20 protein-coding genes are annotated in these 20,275 nt (G+C 64.5%); 13 read left to right on the top strand and 7 right to left on the bottom strand.

What is annotated here, in order from left to right; genetic code table 11:
• Nucleotides 1-79: 79 nt before the first annotated feature.
• Both AC1RNP_RS11585 and AC1RNP_RS11590 read right to left on the bottom strand, forming a co-directional pair.
• Nucleotides 80-403 (bottom strand): hypothetical protein, encoded by a 324-nt coding sequence (locus tag AC1RNP_RS11585; protein ID WP_493051418.1) that lies wholly within the window; start codon nucleotides 401-403, stop codon nucleotides 80-82.
• 135 nt (nucleotides 404-538) lie between these two features.
• Nucleotides 539-1,927 (bottom strand): FAD-binding oxidoreductase, encoded by a 1,389-nt coding sequence (locus AC1RNP_RS11590; RefSeq protein WP_493051419.1) that lies wholly within the window; start codon nucleotides 1,925-1,927, stop codon nucleotides 539-541.
• A 468-nt stretch (nucleotides 1,928-2,395) separates the two neighbouring features.
• Between AC1RNP_RS11590 and serA the strand changes: the two genes are divergently transcribed.
• Entirely contained in the window at nucleotides 2,396-3,631 is a 1,236-nt protein-coding gene (gene serA / locus AC1RNP_RS11595) for a phosphoglycerate dehydrogenase (RefSeq protein ID WP_493051420.1), read from the top strand.
• A 26-nt stretch (nucleotides 3,632-3,657) separates the two neighbouring features.
• On the opposite strand, the gene AC1RNP_RS11600 is transcribed toward serA, so the two are convergent.
• Nucleotides 3,658-4,593, bottom strand: a complete 936-nt coding sequence (locus AC1RNP_RS11600) for a LysR family transcriptional regulator (RefSeq protein ID WP_493051421.1) — start codon at nucleotides 4,591-4,593, stop codon at nucleotides 3,658-3,660.
• A 134-nt stretch (nucleotides 4,594-4,727) separates the two neighbouring features.
• Between AC1RNP_RS11600 and AC1RNP_RS11605 the strand changes: the two genes are divergently transcribed.
• The 11 genes from AC1RNP_RS11605 (at nucleotide 4,728) to AC1RNP_RS11655 (ending at nucleotide 15,891) form a co-directional block, all read left to right on the top strand.
• The gene (locus tag AC1RNP_RS11605) at nucleotides 4,728-5,936 is read left to right on the top strand and encodes an acyl-CoA dehydrogenase family protein (protein WP_493051422.1); all 1,209 of its coding nucleotides are present in this window, start codon (nucleotides 4,728-4,730) and stop codon (nucleotides 5,934-5,936) included.
• Complete coding sequence (locus tag AC1RNP_RS11610) at nucleotides 5,933-7,009, top strand: phosphotransferase family protein (RefSeq protein WP_493051423.1); 1,077 nt, start codon at nucleotides 5,933-5,935, stop codon at nucleotides 7,007-7,009. The genes AC1RNP_RS11605 and AC1RNP_RS11610 overlap by 4 nt, the downstream gene beginning before the upstream one ends.
• Before the next feature lie 2 nt (nucleotides 7,010-7,011).
• Complete coding sequence (locus AC1RNP_RS11615) at nucleotides 7,012-7,704, top strand: histidine phosphatase family protein (RefSeq protein WP_493051424.1); 693 nt, start codon at nucleotides 7,012-7,014, stop codon at nucleotides 7,702-7,704.
• 23 nt (nucleotides 7,705-7,727) lie between these two features.
• The gene (locus tag AC1RNP_RS11620) at nucleotides 7,728-8,507 is read left to right on the top strand and encodes an SDR family oxidoreductase (protein ID WP_493051425.1); all 780 of its coding nucleotides are present in this window, start codon (nucleotides 7,728-7,730) and stop codon (nucleotides 8,505-8,507) included.
• Nucleotides 8,508-8,553: 46 nt separating this feature from the next.
• Complete coding sequence (locus AC1RNP_RS11625; protein WP_493051426.1) at nucleotides 8,554-9,342, top strand: SDR family oxidoreductase; 789 nt, start codon at nucleotides 8,554-8,556, stop codon at nucleotides 9,340-9,342.
• Between the two features lie 34 nt (nucleotides 9,343-9,376).
• Nucleotides 9,377-10,393 carry an NADP-dependent oxidoreductase gene (locus AC1RNP_RS11630; protein WP_493051427.1) on the top strand — a complete coding sequence of 339 codons (1,017 nt, stop codon included), beginning with the start codon at nucleotides 9,377-9,379 and terminating at the stop codon, nucleotides 10,391-10,393.
• Nucleotides 10,394-10,664: 271 nt separating this feature from the next.
• Entirely contained in the window at nucleotides 10,665-11,918 is a 1,254-nt protein-coding gene (locus AC1RNP_RS11635; protein WP_493051428.1) for a TCR/Tet family MFS transporter, read from the top strand.
• Nucleotides 11,919-12,131: 213 nt separating this feature from the next.
• Nucleotides 12,132-13,349, top strand: coding sequence for a hypothetical protein (locus AC1RNP_RS11640; protein WP_493051429.1), 1,218 nt, complete (start codon nucleotides 12,132-12,134; stop codon nucleotides 13,347-13,349).
• A gap of 217 nt (nucleotides 13,350-13,566) precedes the next feature.
• Nucleotides 13,567-13,992: a YciI family protein gene (locus AC1RNP_RS11645; RefSeq protein WP_493051430.1), complete on the top strand. Its 426-nt coding sequence runs from the start codon at nucleotides 13,567-13,569 to the stop codon at nucleotides 13,990-13,992.
• Between the two features lie 33 nt (nucleotides 13,993-14,025).
• Nucleotides 14,026-14,445 (top strand): VOC family protein, encoded by a 420-nt coding sequence (locus AC1RNP_RS11650; protein WP_493051431.1) that lies wholly within the window; start codon nucleotides 14,026-14,028, stop codon nucleotides 14,443-14,445.
• Between the two features lie 183 nt (nucleotides 14,446-14,628).
• Complete coding sequence (locus AC1RNP_RS11655) at nucleotides 14,629-15,891, top strand: RNA polymerase sigma factor (protein ID WP_493051432.1); 1,263 nt, start codon at nucleotides 14,629-14,631, stop codon at nucleotides 15,889-15,891.
• 147 nt (nucleotides 15,892-16,038) lie between these two features.
• Here AC1RNP_RS11655 and AC1RNP_RS11660 read toward each other — a convergent pair whose 3' ends face one another.
• The 4 genes from AC1RNP_RS11660 to AC1RNP_RS11675 all read right to left on the bottom strand — a co-directional run bounded on the left by AC1RNP_RS11660 (nucleotide 16,039) and on the right by AC1RNP_RS11675 (nucleotide 19,053).
• On the bottom strand, nucleotides 16,039-17,511 hold the full coding sequence (locus AC1RNP_RS11660) for an MFS transporter (RefSeq protein WP_493051433.1): 1,473 nt from the start codon (nucleotides 17,509-17,511) through the stop codon (nucleotides 16,039-16,041).
• Nucleotides 17,512-17,931, bottom strand: a complete 420-nt coding sequence (locus AC1RNP_RS11665; RefSeq protein WP_493051434.1) for a YciI family protein — start codon at nucleotides 17,929-17,931, stop codon at nucleotides 17,512-17,514.
• A 70-nt stretch (nucleotides 17,932-18,001) separates the two neighbouring features.
• Nucleotides 18,002-18,601, bottom strand: coding sequence for a YceI family protein (locus tag AC1RNP_RS11670; protein ID WP_493051435.1), 600 nt, complete (start codon nucleotides 18,599-18,601; stop codon nucleotides 18,002-18,004).
• Nucleotides 18,602-18,696: 95 nt separating this feature from the next.
• The gene (locus AC1RNP_RS11675; RefSeq protein WP_493051436.1) at nucleotides 18,697-19,053 is read right to left on the bottom strand and encodes a DUF1428 domain-containing protein; all 357 of its coding nucleotides are present in this window, start codon (nucleotides 19,051-19,053) and stop codon (nucleotides 18,697-18,699) included.
• A gap of 179 nt (nucleotides 19,054-19,232) precedes the next feature.
• Here AC1RNP_RS11675 and AC1RNP_RS11680 point away from each other — a divergent pair, with 179 nt between their 5' ends.
• Nucleotides 19,233-20,024: an NRDE family protein gene (locus tag AC1RNP_RS11680; RefSeq protein WP_493051437.1), complete on the top strand. Its 792-nt coding sequence runs from the start codon at nucleotides 19,233-19,235 to the stop codon at nucleotides 20,022-20,024.
• Nucleotides 20,025-20,275: the final 251 nt, after the last annotated feature.

Raw genomic sequence — 20,275 nt, forward strand, 5'->3', positions numbered from 1 at the left:
CGAGGCCCATCAGGAAAACGCACCGGGCGTGCGCCGATATCGGCCACGCCCGGCGGAATTGCCGATCGCTCTCTCGATCTTAGGTACACGGCCCGGTTGCGGTCGCGGACCCCGTGAGCTGATTGTTCAAATAGAAATTCACCGTGGCCTTGATCGTGCCCGGTCGCCTGTTGCAGTAGAAGGAACAGGAATACTTGTTCGTGCAATTCGCAGGGAAGACCGCGTCGGTTCCCTGGGAGTCGATGCTCCATGCGATCAGGTCGTGCGTGGGGCCCGGCCTGAGCGTGAAGCAGTAGTTGCCGTCCGTGCATTCCAGGTAGACGGATTCTTGCGCCCGCACCTGCGCGGGTGCCATCAGGAAGGCGCCCACGAGCGCCGCCGCGCCGAGGATCGAATATTTCATAGCTGCTCTCCATGGATTTGAGTGATGGCCGCCTCCCTGGAACAGGAGATCGCGGCACCTCTCAACTCGGAATCCATGGCGGGAACGGCTCATCGCGCCCTCGCTGGCGCGATCGCTCCACCGAGGCGGCAGGCCTTAAGGGTCGAACAACTTGCCTGGATTCATGATCCCGTCGGGATCGAAGACGCGCTTCACGCCCCGCATCAACGCGATTTCCCCGGCGCTGCGCGTCGATGCCAGGTAGGGCTTCTTGACCAGCCCGATGCCATGCTCGGCAGAAATGCTGCCGTCGTGTTTCCTCAGCGCCTCGGCCAGCAGCTTGGTGACGTGCTCGCATTGCGCGAGGAACGCCTCGTCGCCGAGATCGTCCGGCTTCAACACATTGATGTGCAGATTGCCGTCGCCGATATGACCGAACCAGACCACGTCGAAATGCGGGTACTCACGTCCGATCAACGCCTGTGTTTCCTCGAGGAAGGCGGGCATCGCGGAAATCCGCACCGAGACGTCGTTCTTGTAGGGCTTGTAGCGCGCCAGGCTCTCGGTGATGCCTTCGCGCAATCGCCACAGCTGCGCGGCCTGCGCTTCACTCTGGCTGATCACACCGTCACTCACCCAGCCCTGCTCCATGCAATGCTCGAACGCGGCGAGCACCCTCGCCTCCTGTGCATCGTCGCCGATGGCGAATTCGGTGACGACGTAGTACGGATGCACTTCCGCGAATGGCGCCTGCGCGCCATGCGCGAGCACATGATGCAGCGCCCGATCGGTGAAGAATTCGAACGCCTCCAGCTGCAGCCGTTCGCGCAACGCCGCGAACACCTGCATCAGCACCTCGAACGAAGGCAGCGCCAGCAGCATCACATTGGTCGGCGGCGGCGGATCGGTCAGCTTCAGCGTCGCCTCCACGACGATGCCGAGCGTGCCCTCCGAGGCGATCGCCAGATGCCGCAGGTCGTAGCCGCTGGAGTTCTTGATCAGCCCCCGATTGAGATCGAGCAACTCGCCCGTTCCCGTCACCAGCTTCAGGCCGGCGACCCATTCCCGGGTGTTGCCGTAGCGGATCACGCGGATGCCCCCGGCATTGGTGGCGATGTTGCCGCCGATGCTGCAGGAACCGCGGGCGGCGAAATCGACCGGATAGACCAGGCCATGCTCGCGCGCGGCCTCGTGCACGGCCTGTAGCGCAATGCCGGGCTGCACGGTCAGGGTGCGGTCGATGGGATCGAAGCCGAGCACCCGGTTCATGCGCTCCAGGCTCAGCACCAGTTCCCCGTTCGCGGCCACGGCCCCGCCCGACAGGCCGGTCCGGCCGCCCGACGGCACGATGGCGACGCCATTGGCCCGCGCCCAGCGCACCACCGCCTGCACCTCTTCGATGTCACCCGGCAGTGCGATCGCCAGCGGCGCCGGCGTCCAGCGCCGGGTCCAGTCACGGCCGTAATGCTCGAGATCGGCCGCTTCGGTTTTCAGGCGCAGTCCGGGCGCGGCTTGCTGCAGGCTATCGAGACGCGGATCGGCCATGGGGTCGGAAACATCGGCGGGAGAGCCAGCGTGCCAGCAGGCCCGGCCGGCGTCCAGTGCGGCAGTGCAGCAAAGACAAGGAATTGCTGGCACACTCCAGAACGTGCGCTGCCCGCCCCGTCCGCTTTTTGCTCTTCGCTGCTAAGAATCCCGAAGTGGCAGGACCAATGGGAGACCCGGAGGGCGGCGCACAGGATGTGCGCCGTTTTTCGACCGAGCCATGGATGGCGAGTCGAAAAATCCCGATAGCAACGAAGCGGTGGGATTGCTTCGTCGGGAAAAGCGTTTTTCTTTGGTTCGTTTCTTTTGACGCTTATCAAAAGAAATGAACTCGGCCCGAAGGGGCGAAACGCCTTTAGCTTTGAATCAACAAAAGATAGAAGCAACAGCAAAATGGATCCCAGCTTCCGCTGGGACGACGAACAAGGGCAACACCCCTCCCCCATTGAGCCTTACAGCCCGGCGACGATGAAAAAAACGTCCTATCCCAAGCGCGACATCCGCATCCTCCTCCTCGAAGGCATCAGCCCCACCGCCGTCGAGACCTTCCAGGCCGCCGGCTACACCCAGATCGAGCAGCACGCCAAATCGCTCCCGGAAGACGAGCTCAAGCGCCGCATCGTCGACGCCCACTTCATCGGCATCCGCTCGCGCACGCACCTGAGCGCGGAGGTGCTGGCCGAGGCCCGGCGCCTGCTCGCGATCGGCTGCTTCTGCATCGGCACCAACCAGGTCGATACCGACGCGGCGGAACTGGCGGGCATCCCCGTCTTCAACGCGCCCTACTCCAACACCCGCAGCGTGGCCGAGCTGGTGGTGGCCGAGGCGATCATGCTGCTGCGCGGCATCCCGCAGAAATCCGCCGAATGCCATCGCGGCGGCTGGTCGAAGTCGGCCGCCGGCAGCCATGAGGCGCGCGGCAAGACCATCGGCATCGTCGGCTACGGCCACATCGGCACACAGGTCGGCGTGCTGGCCGAGTCGCTCGGCATGCAGGTGCTGTTCCACGACATCGAGACCAAGCTCTCGCTCGGCAATGCGCGCCCGTCGACCGATCTGGACGATCTGCTGCAACGCTCCGACGTGGTCACGCTGCACGTGCCGGAAACGCCGGCCACGAAACTGATGTTCGGCGCCAAACAGATCGCGCGCATGCGCCCTGGCGCGCACCTGATCAATGCCTCGCGCGGCACCGTGGTCGATATCGACGCGCTGGCGGCGGCGTTGCAATCCGGCCACATCGGCGGCGCGGCCGTGGACGTGTTCCCGGTGGAACCGAAAGGCAACGACGATGCCTTCGAGTCGCCGCTGCGCGGCCGCGACAACACCATTCTCACCCCGCACGTCGGTGGCAGCACGCTGGAAGCGCAGGACAACATTGGCGTGGAAGTGGCCGCAAAACTGGTGCGCTACAGCGACAACGGCAGCACGCTCTCGGCGGTGAACTTCCCCGAGGTCACTTTGCCCGAGCATGCCGCCAGCCACCGCCTGCTGCACATCCATCGCAACGTGCCCGGCGTGCTGTCGCAGATCAACGACATCTTCAGCAAGCGCAACATCAACATCGATGGCCAGTTCCTGCGCACCGACTCCAAGGTCGGCTACGTGGTGATCGACGTAACCGCCGATCAGGTGCAGGCCGGGGAGTTGCGCGTGGCGCTGTCGGAGATTCCGGGAACGCTGAAAACGCGCGTGCTGTACTGACGCGCGATCCGATCAGCTGGCGGCCGCTATGCCCGGCCGCCGGCGGAGATTTCCGTCGCGCCGCGGATGATGTCGATCACCTGTCCACGGAACCAGGCATGCGCCTGATCGTGCTGCCGCGACTCGTGCCAGTAGGCCAGGATCGGGAATGGCTTCACCCGCAGCGGCAACGGCCGTACCACGATCGGCAGCAGGCCAGAAAGATGCTTCGCGTATGACTGCGGCAATGTCAGCAGCAGATCACTGCCCGTGACGACCTGACAGGCCGCGAAATAGTGCTGGCAGACCAGACGGATCGCGCGGAACAGCCCGCTCTGCCCCAGCAGCACGTCGAGCGTGTGCGGCTCGCCGAGCAGTGACACCGCGACGTGCTGCGCACCGAGATAGTCGGCGCGGCGCAAGGCTCCCGTGGCCAAGGGGTGCTCCCGGCGCATCGCCACCACCAGGGTGTCGTCAATCAGGTAATCGGTGATCAGGCGCGGCCCCACCGGAAGCCGGCGATCGATCACCAGATCCACCCGGCCGACACTCAACTCGCGCTCGACCTCGCCCACCGCGACCCGCCGGCTCACCAGCCGCAACCGCGGCGCCGATCGTGCCAGTTGCGCGAGCAGCGGCGGCAATGCGATCGATTCCAGCGCGTCGCGGAACCCCACCGAGAACTCCATCTCCAGCACGGCCGGATCGAAATCGGCGCGGATGCGCGAAGCCGCCTGCAATCCCTTCAGATGCACCTGCACTTCGGCGATCACCGCGCGCGTGCGCTCGGTGGGAAACATGCGGTTGCCCTGCCGCACGAACAGCGGATCGTCGAAATGCGCGCGCAGCCGGTTCAACGCATGCGTGACCGCCGGCTGGGTGAGATGCAGCGCGCGCGCAGCCGCCCCGATGCCGCCATGCACGTAGACCGCGTCCAGGATGCGGAACAGGTTGAGGTCGACACGGCTGTCCGGGCTGGCCATCAACCCATTATCCATACGAATGACCCTGCATAAAACATATTCATTTCATGGATGACAGGAACCAGCGTAGGCTCGACCGCGCCAACCCGGAGCCGAGCGCCATGGAGTTCTCCCCGTCCGACCGTTGCCGAGCCATGAGCGAGCGCCTGCGCCGCTTCATGCAGGAGGAAATCCTGCCGGCCGAATCCACCCATGCCGCCCAACTGGCCGGCGGTGACGACTGGCGCCGCTGGCGACAGCCGCCGGTGATGGAGGAACTGAAGGCCAAGGCCCGCGCGGCCGGGTTGTGGAATCTGTTTTTGTCTAATGATTTTCTGCCCGACGCCGATCACGGCGGCACGGGCCTGAACAATGTCGACTACGCGCCCCTGGCCGAAATCATGGGCCATTCCTTCATCGCGCCCGAGGTCTTCAACTGCAACGCGCCGGACACCGGCAACATGGAAGTGCTGGCCCGCTACGGTTCGCCCGAACAGAAACGGCAATGGCTGACACCTTTGTTGAACGGTGAAATCCGCTCCGCCTTCTGCATGACCGAGCCGCAGGTCGCCTCCTCCGACGCCACCAACATGCAGGCGACCGCGATTATCGACGGCGACGACGTGGTGCTCAACGGCCGCAAGTGGTGGTCCACCGGCATCGGCCATCCGAACTGCCGCTTCGTGATCTTCATGGGCCTGAGCAATCCCGAAGCCGAACCACATCGCCGTCATGCGATGGTGATCTGCCCGCTCGACGCACCGGGCGTGAAGATCGAGCGCATGCTGCCCGTGTTCAACGCCTACGACGAACCATTCGGCCATGGCGAAGTGAGCTTCACCGATGTGCGCTTGCCGGCCACCCACATCATTCTCGGGCCTGGTCGCGGCTTCGAAATCGCACAGGGCCGACTGGGGCCGGGCCGCATCCACCATTGCATGCGCGCATTGGGCGCGGCCGAACGCGCGCTCGCCCTGCTGTGCGCGCGCGCGGCGGACCGGCAGGCGTTCGGCCAGCCGCTGATCCGACTGGGCGGCAACGCCGATCTCATCGCCGACCTGCGCATGGCGATCGAACAGGCACGGCTGCTCACGCTGAAAGCCGCGTGGACGATCGACACGCAAGGCCCGAAGGCGGCGCTGAGTTTGGTCTCGCAGATCAAGGTCGTGGTGCCGGCGGTGGCACAGCGTGCCGCCGATGCGGCGATCCAGATCCACGGTGCCGCCGGCCTGTCGAACGACTTCCCGCTCGCGGCGCTCTACGCATACGCACGCGTGCTGCGACTCGCCGACGGCCCCGATGAAGTGCATCGCGCCGTGGTCGCCAAACTCGAAATCAAGCAGCAATTGGGAGCGCGGGCATGACCGCAGAGATCGCGATCGACCAGGCCCGTCCGGTACGCGAAGAAGATGCGTTCGATCTCGCCCGCGTCGACACCTTCCTCAAGAGCCGCATCGAAGGCCTGTCGGGTACTCCGGAACTGCGTCAGTTTCCCGGCGGCGCATCGAATCTGACCTATCTGCTGCGTTATGGCGATCGCGAACTCGTCCTGCGCCGCCCGCCCGCCGGCGTGAAAGCCAAATCCGCGCACGACATGCTGCGCGAGGCGCGTGTGATGGCGGCACTGAAGCCGCACTATCCCCACGTGCCGACGATCCTGGCCAGTTGCGACGATCCCGATGTGATCGGCCAGGATTTCTATGTGATGGAACGGCTGCGCGGCGTGATCCTGCGCCGCGACCTGCCCGACGGGCTTGGTCTGGATACGGACGGCGTGCGCCGCCTGTGCACCGGCTTCGTCGATCGCCTGATTGAATTGCACGGCATCGACGCGCACGCACCGGACATCGCCGCGCTCGGCAAGGGCGAAGGCTACGTCGCACGTCAGGTCACCGGCTGGAGCGAGCGCTGGCGGCAATCGCTCACCGAGGGCACCGATGCCTGCGAAGACGTGCTGGCCTGGCTGACCGAAAAACAGCCCGTGCGCGAAACCGCGATCTGCGTGATCCATAACGATTACCGCTTCGACAACATCGTTCTGGATCCCTCGCAGCCCTTGTCCATCATCGGCATTCTCGACTGGGAAATGGCGACGCTCGGCGATCCTTTGATGGACCTCGGCGGCTCCCTCGCCTACTGGGTACAGGCCGATGACGACGACACCTTCCAGATGTTCCGTCGCCAACCGACCAACGCGCCGGGCATGCTCGGCCGCCGCGAAATCGTCGACTACTACGCCGCGCGCACCGGCCGCGACGTGGGCGTGTTCGATTTCTACGAAGTGTTCGGCCTGTTCCGGCTAATGGTGATCATCCAGCAGATCTACCGCCGCTTCGTGCTCGGCCAGACCACCAACCCGCAGTTCGCCGGCTTCGGACAGGCCGCGCGCTACATGGGACACCGGTGCCGCAACGTGATCGCGCGTTCGGGGCTGTAACGATGGCCGACCTGCTCCTGATCCGGCACGGCCAGGCCAGCTTCGGCGCGGCCGATTACGACAGGCTGTCGGACACCGGCGAGGAACAATCGCGCCGGCTCGGCGCCTGGCTCGCGCGCAGTGGCGCCAGCGCGCAACTGGTCGCGACCGGACGCATGCAGCGGCACGCGCGCACCGCAGCGCTGTGCCTCGAAACCGCGGATGCCGCCGCTCTTCCACGCCTGGAACTCACCGGCCTGGATGAACTCGACCACGTCGAAGTGTTGAAACGTCACCGCCCCGACCTCGCCGACTACGACAGCTTTTCGCGCGAACTGCGCAGCCACGCCGATCCGCATCGCGCTTTCCAGGAAATGTTCGCCGAGGCGGTGGCGCGCTGGAGCGGCGGCAACCACGATCACGAGTATGCTCGCAGCTGGCCGGATTTCCGCCGGGAGACACTCGCTGCGCTGCGCACGCTTTCGGAACATCCTGCCCGCGAAATCTGGGCCTTCACCTCCGGCGGCCCGATCGCGGTGATCGCCACCGAACTGCTCGGTGCACCGATCGAACGCACGTTCTCGCTCAGCTGGAATCTCGTGAACACCGGCATCACCCGCATCCGTTTCCGGCGTAGCGGCGCGCAACTGATCACCTACAACGCCTGGCCGCATCTGGCCGATGCGGAAGATGCACGACTGATCACCTATCGCTGATCGATTCCTTTGGAACCACTGCCATGACCGACGCTTCCTTCTCCGATCCCTTCGACCTCAGCGGCAAGATTGCCCTCGTCACCGGCGCCAGCCGCGGCATCGGTGCCGAGATCGCCAAACTGCTCGCCGCCAAGGGCGCGCACGTGATCGTGTCCAGCCGCAAGCAGGACGACTGCCAGAAAGTCGTCGACGAGATCACTGCTGCGGGCGGCGCGGCCGAGGCCGTCGCCTGCCACATCGGCGAGCCGGCGCAGATCGACACCCTGTACGCCGCGCTCACGGCAAAACATGGCCGGCTCGATGTCCTGATCAACAACGCCGCGACCAACCCCTACTTCGGGCCGATCGTGGACACCGATCCCGGCGTGTTCCAGAAAACGGTGGACGTGAACATCCGCGGCTATTTCTACATGTCCACCAATGCCGCAAAGCTGATGGCCGCGAACGGTGGCGGCTCCATCGTCAACGTGGCCTCGGTCAACGGCGTGGTGCCCGGCTTTCAGCAAGGCATCTACTCGATCACCAAGGCCGCGGTGATCTCGATGACCAAGGCCTTCGCGGTGGAATGCGCTTCGGTCGGCGTGCGCTGCAATGCCTTGCTGCCCGGCCTGACGGACACCAAGTTCGCATCCGTACTGGTGAACACGCCGGAAATCCTCAAGCTCGCGCTCGCGCACGTGCCGATGCGGCGCGTGGCGCAGCCCTCGGAAATGGCGGGCGCGGCCCTATATTTCGCTTCGCCAGCATCGTCGTACACCACCGGCGCCGTGCTCAACGTCGATGGCGGTTATCTCTCCGTCTGATTCTTTGCATCCGCCGCTCTTCGTCACTCCCTCCGGAGATTTTCGAATGCCACACTCCATCGCCCCACGTCTTGCCGGCAAGCAGGCCTTCATCACGGGCGCCGCCGGCGGACTGGGCCGCGCCATTGCGCAGCGCTTCGCTCAACAGGGCGCCAAGCTGTTCATCACGGATCTCGACGGTGCACGTGTCGCCGAAGTCGCCGACGCCATCAATGCCGAAGCCGGGACACGAATCGCCTGGGCCGCCGCCCAGGATGTCCGCGACGAAGCGGTCTGGGAAACGTTGTTGAGCGAGGCGAACGCAGCCATGGGCGGACTCTCGATCCTGGTCAACAATGCCGGCACCGGCTCGATGGGCCGGATCGAGCAGATCGAGCAAAAGGAATGGCGCCGCGTGATGGCGGTGAACGTGGAGAGCATCGTGTTCAGCTGCAAGCATGCCCTGCCCTACCTGCGCGAACGGCAGCCGGCATCGATCGTCAATATTTCCTCGCTGGCTGCCTTCAAGATCGAGCCCGACTACACCGCCTACAACGCCTCGAAAGCCGCCGTGGCATCGCTGAGCAAGTCCATCGCCGTAGATTGCGCGCGACAGAAGATCGACGTGCGTTGCAATTCGATCCACCCGGCTTTCATCCGCACCGGCATCGTCGAGCCGTTCTTCCAGCAATTGGGCGAAGAGGAAGCCACCCGCAAGCTGGTGCGCGGCATTCCAATGCATCGGCTCGGCGATCCGGACGACGTGGCCTATGCCGCGATCTATCTCGCTTCCGATGAAAGCCGCTACGTCACCGCCGCCGAACTCGTCATCGACGGCGGCGCCCGCGCCGTCTGACTTCCCTCTTCCCGAATTCCCTGCGAGGTTCCCGATGTCCGCTTCCAACCGTCAGATGCGCCTCAAGACCCGCCCTGAAGGCGCCGTGCGCAAAGAGGATTTCGATCTCGTCGAGCAGCCCTTGCCCGAACTCCAGGACGGCGAAGTGCTGGTGCGCGTGCTGTACCTGTCGATGGACCCGACCAATCGCGTGTGGATGCGTGACATCCCGCAGTACATGCCGCCGGTGGCGATCGGCGAGGTGATGCGAGCCGCGGGCATCGGCCGCGTGGTGGCATCGAAGTCCGCGCGCTACGCCGAAGGCGATCTGGTGCAAGGCCTGCTGGGCTGGCAGGACTACGCGCTGTTCCATGGGGACAAGGCGCAGGGTTACGTCAAATTCCCAGCGCAACCTGGATTGCCACTGCCCACCCTGCTCGGCGCCTGCGGCATGAGCGGAATGACCGCCTATTACGGCCTCACCGAAATCGCGCCGGTGCAGCCCGGCGAAACGCTGGTGGTCTCCGCCGCCGCCGGCTCGGTCGGTTCGATCGCGGGACAGATCGGCAAGATCCACGGCGCGCGCGTGGTCGGCATCGCCGGCGGCGCCGACAAGTGTCGTTATCTCATCGAGGAACTCGGATTCGACGCCGCCGTCGATTACAAGGCCGCCGACTGGAAACAGGCGCTCAAGGCCGCCACGCCCGACGGCGTACACGTGAACTTCGAGAACGTCGGCGGCGAGATCATGCGCGCTGTGCTCTCGCGCATGGTGATCGGCGGCCACGTCGCGCTGTGCGGCATGATCACCAGCTACAGCGGCGACAGCCGTCCCGCCGACGATTTCAGCGTCGCGATCTTCAAGCGCCTGACCATCCGCGGCTTCCTCATCCTCGACTACAAGCACGCCAAGGAAGCCGTGCAGGCGATCAGCGGATGGCTGCGCGAAGGAAAGCTCAAGGCCGAGGAAACCGTCGCGGACGGCCTGGAGAATGCGCCCCTCGTGCTCAACCGCCTGTTCGACGGCAGCCATCGCGGCAAGCTGGTGCTGCGCGTTGATCCGTCCGCCTGAGCATACGCCTCCACCTCGCCATCAAGAGTCCTGCATTTCAATAAACGGCCTCCGCGCGGGACTTCCCATGTGCCGCGCGCGTTCTGTATGATCGCCGCTCGCTTCGCCGAGGAAGCCTTCATGCAAAGTGTCCGCATCCGCGCCTGACGCAGGCAATCCCGCCTCAGGTCGCCCACCAGCCCCGCTGGTCAGCACGTCTCAGCACTGAATCCTGCTGAAGCGCACTTCCCGTGTGCGGTGTCGCCGCACGCCTTTCGGAAACAAATCCATCATGTCTATTCCTGCCTTTCGCGCCGGCAAGGCGGCGATCGCGTTCATCCTCGTCACCGCGATGCTCGACATCGTGGCGATGGGGATCGTTATCCCCGTCCTGCCCCCTCTCATCGAACAATTCGCAGGCGACAGCTCACGCGCCGGCATCATCAACGGCGTCTTCGTGGCGTTGTGGGCGTTCATGCAATTCGTGGCGTCGCCCGTCATCGGCTCCTTGTCCGATCAGTACGGCAGGCGGCCGATCATCCTGCTATCGACCGCCGGACTCGCCGCCGACTACTTGCTGATGGCGCTGGCGCCGAACCTGTGGTGGCTGGCCGTGGGCCGCATCATCGCCGGCGTTACCTCCGCAAGTTTCACCACCGTCTACGCCTACATGGCCGATGTCACCACGCCGGAAAACCGGGCCCGTGGCTACGGCCTGATCGGTGCGGCGTTCAGCGCCGGCTTCGTCGCCGGTCCGCTGCTGGGCGGTGTGCTCGGCGAATGGTCGCCGCGCGCGCCGTTCTGGGTGGCGGCAGCGATGAGCACCGTGGCGTTCTTCTACGGCGCTTTCATCCTGCCGGAGTCGTTGCCGAAGGAACGGCGCATGACATTCTCGTGGAAGCGCGCCAACCCGCTCGGCGCTTTGCGGTTGCTGCGCTCGCATCCGGAACTGACCGGGCTGGCGACCGTCAACTTCCTGCTCTACTTCTCCCATCACGTGTTCTCCGCTGTGTTCGTGCTGTATGCGGGACATCGTTATGGACTGGGCGCATGGCAGGTTGGCCTGTTGCTCGCGCTGGCGGGTGTGCTTGAGTTGATCGTGCAGGGCGTGCTCACTGGTCCCGCGGTGAAGCGTTTCGGCGATCGCAAGGTGATGGTGTTCGGCCTGTTCGCCGGGACCGTCGGCATCGCCTGCATGGGACTGGCACCGACCGGCCTGGCCTTCGCCCTGGCGCTGTTCCCGAACGCACTGTGGACGCTGGCGATGCCGACGCTGCAATCGTTGATGACGCAGCGCGCTTCGGAGTCGGAACAGGGACAGCTGCAGGGCGCCAACCACAGCGTCGGCAGTATCGCCGGCGTGTTGTCGCCCCTGTTCTTCGGTGCGGTGTATGCCGCATCCGTCGGGCCCGATGCGCCGTTCCCGCACATCGGTGCCGCATTCCTGATCGCGGCGCTCGTGTTGCTGGCCGCGGCGGTGCTCGGCTGGCGGGTGGCGCGTCGCGCGCAGCGCGACCACGACGTCGAGATCGTCACCGATTCCTGATCCGGCGTCCTCGAACCGCCGCTTCTATTCGCGAAGCGGCGGTTCTTCCTGCGGGGAAACTTGTCCGAAAACGGCCAGCGCGACGAGCGCCGGCGCGGCATAACGATCGCACGCGATGTCCCCTCTCATCGCGCAGCAGAGACAACGGCATTCTTTCCAACTCCGACGGCGTCGCGCCGTCGCAACGGGCTCGCTTGGCCCGCAGGAGACCTCATGAAGCCACTCCGCAAATCCTCCCTGCTCGCTGCGGCACTGACCGCATTGCTCGCCAGCGCCGCGCACGGTGGCGAACGAAGCGAAACGAGCGCGACTGGCACATTCGTCATCCGCTATCGCATCGCGCTCCTGCCCTCATCCACAGGGACTTCCACTTCGGGCAGCAGCATCAACGATCGCGGCTGGGTGGCGGGCACCTCCAATCTCGTCGACAACCAGGGCGTGCATGCGGCGTTGTGGCGCAATGGGGAATTCACCGATCTGGGCGCGCTCGGTGGTCCGAATGCCAACAGCGCCGTGCTCTGGCCGGTGAAGAACCTGCGCGGCATCGTCACCGGCATCACGCAGACCGCCGAGGACGATCCGCTCAAGGAACGCTGGAGCTGCTACTACTTCTTCCCGGGCCCGAATCGCATGGGCAAGCGCTGCGTCGGCTTCAAATGGGAAAACGGCGTGATGACGGAGCTGCCGACGCTCGGCGGCACGCACGGCTTCGCCACGGGCGCCAACAATTTCGGCGAAGTCGCGGGCTGGGCCGAGAACACCGTGCACGATCCCGGTTGTGTGGCGCCACAGGTACTGCAATTCCGCGCCGTGGTCTGGGGGCCGAAGCAGAATCAGATTCGTGAACTGCCACCGCTGCCCGGCGATTCCGTCAGTTCCGCCACCGCGTTGAACGATCGCGGCCAGGTCGTGGGCATTTCCGGCAGTTGCAGCAACGCCGTCGGCGGCCTCAGCGCCAAACGCAACGTGCTTTGGGAGAATGGCCAACCGACCGACATCGGCGATTTCGGCGGCATCGCCTGGAACACGCCGATGGCGATCAATCAGCGCGGCGACATCGTCGGCTTCGCCAACAGATCGGCGGATGACGGCACCGCCTTCAATCCACGCGCCTTCCTCAAACTTCCGGGACAGAAGATCCAGAACCTCGGCACGATCACCGGCGAAGGCAGCAGCCAGGCGCTCGGCATCAACGAATGGCGGCAGGTCGTCGGCCAATCCTGCGACGCCGGCGACCACTGCGTCGGCTTCCTGTGGCAGAGCGGCAAGATGACCGATCTCAACACCCTGCTCTCGCCAAGTTTCGACGGAACGATCTTCACCGCCAACGATATCGACGATTTCGGCCGAATCGCAGGACAGGCGATCGACGCGGCCAGCGGAGCCTCCGTGGCGTTCGTCGCCACACCCTACCTCATCCGCTATCCATAACGTCTGCCATCCGTAGCGATTGTCCGGGTTCGGCTCTTTGCCAGCCGGCGGTTGGAGGGCCGCCGGCCCTTTTTTGTGCCCGTTCGCCGGCCAGCAAAACGCTAGCTGAACAATTCAGAACATAAGCGATCGCATTGTCGATCCGCCCTCTCTCCGCTCGTCGCCCTGACAAGAGCCGGCAATCAAGCCGGTTCACCAGTCACCTGAGGAGACAGCCATGAGAGTTCTAGTCATCGTCAAAGCCACCCAGAGTTCAGAAGCGGGCATCCTGCCCAGCCAGCAATTGCTCACCGACATGGGCCGCTACAACGAGGAACTGGTCAAGGCCGGCATCATGCTCGCCGGCGAAGGCTTGCATCCGAGTTCGAAAGGCGCCCGCGTCCACTTCGCCGGCCGCAACCGCAGCGTCATCGACGGCCCGTTCGCCGAAACCAAGGAACTGGTCGCCGGTTTCTGGATCTGGCATGTGCGCTCGCTGGACGAGGCGATCGAATGGGTGAAGCGCTGTCCCAATCCGCACGAAGAAGCGTGCGACATCGAGATCCGTCCGCTGTTCGAAGCCGAGGATTTCGGCGAGGAGTTCACTCCTGAGCTGCGCGAACAGGAAAACCGTCTGCGTGAGCAGATCGGCCAGAACTTCTGATTTCCATCCCCATCAACCTAGGAGACCTTTCCCATGCAATTCAATCCCTACATCACCTTCAACGGCAACTGTCGCGAAGCATTTGAGTTCTACGCGAAGACCTTCGGCGGCAAGATCCAGGCCATGATGAGCTTTCGCGATTCGCCGGCCGCGGAGCATGCGCCGCCCGGCGCCGAGGACCAGATCATGCACGCCTGCCTGATCGTCGGCGATCAGGTGCTGATGGCCTCCGACAACTGCGGACAGCCCTACGACAAGCCGCAAGGCCTGCACGTCGCGGTCGAGGTCGACACGCCCGAGGAAGCCGAACGCATCTTCCAAGCGCTGTCGGAAAACGGAAACATCGTCATGCCACTCGGTGAAACCTTCTGGGCGAAGCGCTTCGGCATGCTATCCGACCGTTTCGGCACGCCCTGGTTCATCAACTGCCCGTGCGAACTGCCGCAGGCGTGAGCCGACGTATCGCGAAAACCGGATCGCCCCGGCATGTGCCGGGGCGGAGTCCCTTGAACACCGAGATCGCAGACAACGGCTGATCCCACGCTTCGTTCCTGGACAGTCGTCATATCGATTCACGGAGTCTCACACCCATGCGGGACTTGCGCGCACCCAACGATGATGTTGTGATCGGCCGCCATGACGACGGCCGACATTCACCGCACCATCGATACGGTCTGGCGCATGGAATCGCCGCGCCTGATCGCCGGTCTCGTGCGCATGGTGCGCGACGTCGGACTGGCGGAAGAACTGGCGCAGGACGCCCTGGTCGTGGCGCTGGAGCGCTGGCCGGACGACGGCGTCCCCGACAATCCGGGCGCCTGGCTGATGGCGACCGCCAAGCATCGCGCGATCGATCGTTTGCGCCGCAGCAAGCTACAGCAGCGCAAGCACGAGGAGATCGCTTACGAGCTGGAATCCGAGCAAGACATGGCCGACTCTGATGCCATCGATGCGCTCGACGACGACATCGGCGACGACCTGCTGCGACTGATCTTCACCGCCTGCCATCCCGTACTGCCCATGGAAGCACGCGTGGCGCTCACACTGCGCCTGCTTGGCGGCCTCACCACCGACGAGATCGCGCGCGCGTTCCTGATGCCGGAACCGACCGTCGCGCAGCGCATCGTGCGCGCCAAGCGCACGCTCTCCGAAAAACAGGTGCCATACGAAGTGCCGCGCGGCGAGGAACTCGCCGAACGCCTGGCCGCCGTGTTGCACGTGATCTACCTCATCTTCAATGAAGGCTATTCGGCGACCGCCGGCGACGACTGGATGCGTCCGGCGTTGTGCGACGAAGCCTTGCGCCTCGGCCGCGTGCTGGCCGGTCTCGCGCCGCGCGAACCGGAAGTCCATGGGCTGGTCGCGCTGATGGCGATCCAGGCCTCACGCACGCGTGCGCGCACGGGGCCATCCGGCGAGCCGGTGCTGCTGCTCGAACAGAATCGCGCGCGCTGGGATCGATTGCTGATCAACCATGGCCTCGAAGCGCTGCAGCGCGCCGAGCGTCTGGGCGGCACCGATGGCCCATATGCGCTACAAGCCGCGATCGCCGCCTGCCATGCGCGCGCGCCGACCGCCGACGCCACCGATTGGCATCGCATCGCAGCGCTCTACGCAAGGCTCGCCGCGGTGATGCCCTCGCCCATCGTCGAACTCAATCGCTCCGTGGCGTTGTCGATGGCCGATGGGCCCGCGGCCGGACTGGCGCATGTCGATACGCTGCAGTCCGAGCCGGCGCTCAAGGACTATCACCTGTTGCCGAGCGTTCGCGGCGATTTTCTGAAGAAGCTTGGCCGCCTGGATGAGGCGCGCGCGGAATTCGAACGCGCCGCATCGCTCACGCGCAATGCGCGCGAACGCGAGTTGTTGCTGAGCCGCGCGCAAGCTTGTGTCGAGTAATCGGCACGTACTTCATCAGGACTCTCTATCTCATCATTCCCGCGAAGGCGGGAATCCATGGACTTCCGTCAAGATCACAGTGATCGGATCGAACGTCCTTGGATTCCCGCCTTCGCGGGGATGACAAGCGAATTTACCCGCGCCGCGTCACGCCGCGGGCGAATCCGGAACTTCGGCATTTGGACTCGGCGTGCGCGCCGATTTCAGCAACAAGGCGCCGAGGATCGCCGCCAGTCCGGCGAAGCAGGCACCGACCAGGAACGCGATGCGATAGCCATCGTTGAGCGCGATCAGTTGATCGGCACCACCCGCCAACGCCGCGCTGGTACGCGCCGAGGCAAGACTGGCCAGCACCGCCAAGCCGAGCGCGCCGCCCATCATGAAGGCCGTGTTGACCACGCCGGAAGCGAGTCCGGACTCGTCCGCCGGCACATCGCTCATCGCCGCCAGCAGCAACGGATTGAAGGCCATGCCCGCCCCCAATCCGAGCAGCAGCATGCCGGGCAACACGTGGGCGACGAAATTGCCGCCCACTGGCGCCTGCGCGAACAGCACCAGGCCCGCAGTCGCCAGGATCAACCCACCGGCCAGCGGCGCCCGGATTCCGAAACGCATCACCAGCTTTGCCGACAGGCCGAGCGAGAACGCCGCCATGATCAGGTTCGCCGGCAGGAACGCCAACCCCACCTGCATCGGCCCGTAGCCGAGCACCAACTGCATGTAGAGCGCGGACAGGAAGAACCAGGAGAACATCCCCGCCGCCCACAGCACGCCGATAACATTCGCCGTGCTGACGTTGCGCGAAGCGAACAGACGCAGCGGCATCAGCGGAACGCGCACGCGCGCCTCAATCCACAGGAACGCGCCAAGCGGCACCGCGGAAACGGCGAGCATGCCAAGCGTCCTGGCCGTCAGCCAGCCGACTTCGTTGCCGTTGACGATCGCGTACACGGCCAGCATCAGCGACACCGTCACCGTGACGGCGCCGGCCACGTCCAGTTCGCGGCTTTCGGGCGCGTTGTGTGAGGCCGGCAGCAGCTTGTGCGACAGCAGGAATACCACCGCGCCGATCGGAATATTGATCAGGAAGATCCAGTGCCAGTTCAGCGCGCTGGTCAGCAGACCGCCGAGCAGCACGCCGATGCTGCCGCCGCCCGCGCAGACGAAGCTGTACACGCCCATCGCCTTCGCGCGCTCGGCTGTTTCGGTGAACAGCATCATGATCAGCGATAGCGCCACCGCGGTGACGACCGCGCCGCCGAAACCCTGGATCGCGCGCGCCGCCACCAGGAACGTCTGCGAATTGGCCAACCCGCACGCCAGCGACGCCAGTGTGAACAGCGTGATGCCGATCAGGAACAGGCGCCGGTGCCCGAACAGGTCGCCCAATCGCCCGCCGAGCAGCATGAAGCCGCCGAACGTGAGCAGGTAGGCGTTCACCACCCAGGCCAGCGCGGCATCGGAGAATCCGAGATCGTCGCGGATCGACGGCAGCGCGACGTTCACGACCGTCGAGTCGAGCACGATCATCAGCACGCCGAGGCAGACGACGATCAGCGCCTGCCAGCGATGGTCATGGGCGTATTTCGTTTCGCCCGAAGCATTCGTTTCGATACTCACTCAGTCGCTCCTTGAGGCGGCTTCTTGTTTGTGGATTCTTGAATTGCGCCCCAGAGTGACGACCTGTTCGCAGGGCCTGACCTCGATGCCCCCGCCCACGTATTGGCCGACATACCCGCCTGGATGTTTCGCCGCGATCGCGGTGGCGGCCTCGAGGTCTTCCGCCTCGACGATGAAAAAGGCGCCGATCTGTTCGCGGCCGTCAGTATAGGCGCCACGGCTGACCGTCGGAGCGCTTCCGCCCGGCCGAATGATCGCCGCTTCCGAAGGAAACGCCAGAGAGGCGACGAATTCCAGGCCAGGATCGGCATGCAGCTGCTCATCATGCGGTTTGCAGACACGCACCATCGCGTCGATGTCGTCTTGAGTCATCGCTTCGAATTTTTCCGGCTCGTAGTAGCAAAAGCATATGAATTTCATTTCTCAGCACCTGAGATTTTGCGATGCGATGACGTGTGCATGGATTTCGCTTGCCGATCGTCAAGAACCGTCATTCCTTGACGACGGCTTCCACCTGGATGCGCAATTCGACATCCATGCTGAACCCGTAATCCTTGCCCGCATCCATGCCAAACGCGTCGCGCTTGATCGTGGTCGCGGCATCGGCGCCACACAATTCGCGCTTGAACATCGGATGCGGCACGCATTTGAAGGAGCGGACCGTCAGCGTGACCGGCTTGGTGACGCCGTGCAGCGTCAACTCGCCCTCCACCTTCGTCGGCTTGCCGTCGACGAATCCGGCCAGCTTGCCCTTGTAGGTCGCGGTCGGATACTTGGCGGCGTCGAACAGCTTGTCGCTCTTGGCCATGTCGTTCATCGCGTCCAGGCCGTAGTCGATGCTCGCCACATCCACCGTGATGTCGACAGAACCCGTCTTGGCGGCCTTGTCGAGCGTGATCGTGCCGGAAGTCTTGTTGAACTTGCCGCGCCATACCGAGACGCCCATGTGGTCGGCTTCGAAACTCGGATAGGTGTGCATCGGATCGATTTCATATGTCGTCTCGGCGGCGCTGGCGGCGCCCGAAACCAGCAGAACCAGAGACGCCAGCCGGCACAGCCGAGTCGTGATGCGATTCCTGATGTTGGACATGTTGGGTTTCCCCAGATTGTTTTTGGATGAGTGCCGGAGGCGCGCCATTCTGCTGCGCGCGCCTTCGGCCGGGACGTGACGGACTGCGCGGATGCTCAGAACTGGACAATCGGCTTGAAGCCGCCCCAGAACATGCGCTTGCCGTCGAATGGCATCGTGTTGATATTCATGTTGGCCAGGCGCGGATCGGCCATCACCTTCTTGTTGATGCTGTCGCGCTGCTTGCGTGTCTTGAACACGATCCAGGAAAAGATCACCACTTCGCCCTTCTTGAGCTTGACGCTCTGCGGGAACGAGGTGACTTTGCCGGGTTTGACGTCATCCTCCACGGTCTCCACGTATTGCAGCGCGCCATATTCCATCCAGATGCGGCCGGCCTTGCGGGCCAGGGCGCGGTATTTGGCGAGGTTCTTCTTCGGGACCGGAAGCACGTAACCGTCGACGTAACTCATGGCAGAACTCCTGTATGGGAAGTAGGCGGCACCGGCGTCGCGTTGCCTGGCGCTCATGACAACGTCGATCCAGGACGGCCGGAATCGACATGGCACATTCGACGCGGCCGAAATATTCAGGCTTCGTTTATCAAAATCGGCCGGCACACCAGGCCTTGGCGATCGGATAGCATCTGGCGATGTGCCTGATCGCTGTCGCCTGGCGGGTCCACCCGCGCTATCCGCTCGCCCTGATCGCCAATCGCGACGAGTTCCACGCCCGCCCCACCGCTGCCGCCGGCACCGATCCGGACGCGCCCGACGTGTATGGCGGCCGCGATCTGCTGCAGGGCGGCAGCTGGCTACAGGTGTCCACGCGCGGGCGGCTGGCGGCGGTTACCAACGTGCGCGACGGCATCTCCAAGGAAGCCGCCCCGCGATCACGCGGCGGCCTGGTGCGGGATTTCATCCGCGCGGCGAGCGATGCCCTGCCCGCCGCGCAGGCGTTGGCGCCGACGGCGGCCGAGTACGGACGCTTCAATCTGCTGACCTGGGACGGCAGCGCGCTGGCCTTCGCCAGCAATCATCCGCACTTCGCCTCCTTCGCCGTCGCGCCGGGCGTGCATGCGATGTCGAACGGCGCCTTCGATGCCCCGTGGCCGAAAAGCGGCCGGGCGACGCGGGCGCTCACGGCATGGTTGCAAACACCCGCGGTCGATGCCTGGGCGGAAGGCGATGCCGCGGTGCTCTCGCCCCTGTTCGATGCACTCGCGGATGCGACGCCGGCGCCGGACGAAGAGCTTCCCGACACCAAGGTCGGCCTCGACCTGGAGCGGGCCCTGTCGTCCCCTTTCGTGCTCGGGGAACATTACGGCACGCGCTGCAGCAGCGTCGTGTTGATCGGGGAAGACAGGATCGCTTTCGCTGAACGCCGTTTCGGCCCGAATGCCAACGCGGCGGGCGAAACGTTCACGACGTTGACGATTGCGTGACCACGCCTGCTCAGGGATTTTCGGCGCGCTCGTAAGAAAATTTATGCACTTCTCGCGCCATCCTTCTGATCGCGGCCATAGAACACGATCCAAGGAAACGAATCCGCATAAAGCAGAAGGCCCAGTCTTGCGGATTTCTCCGTTCGGCTGAGCCTTCTTTGTCGGAGCGATTGCGTCCGGCTTTCACCTTTCGCTTTTTCTCCGACAGTTGCAGCGTATCTCAATGACCGTTATGTGACTGTAAAACACGA

The organism is Luteimonas sp. GW821-FHT14E02 (assembly GCF_058803905.1).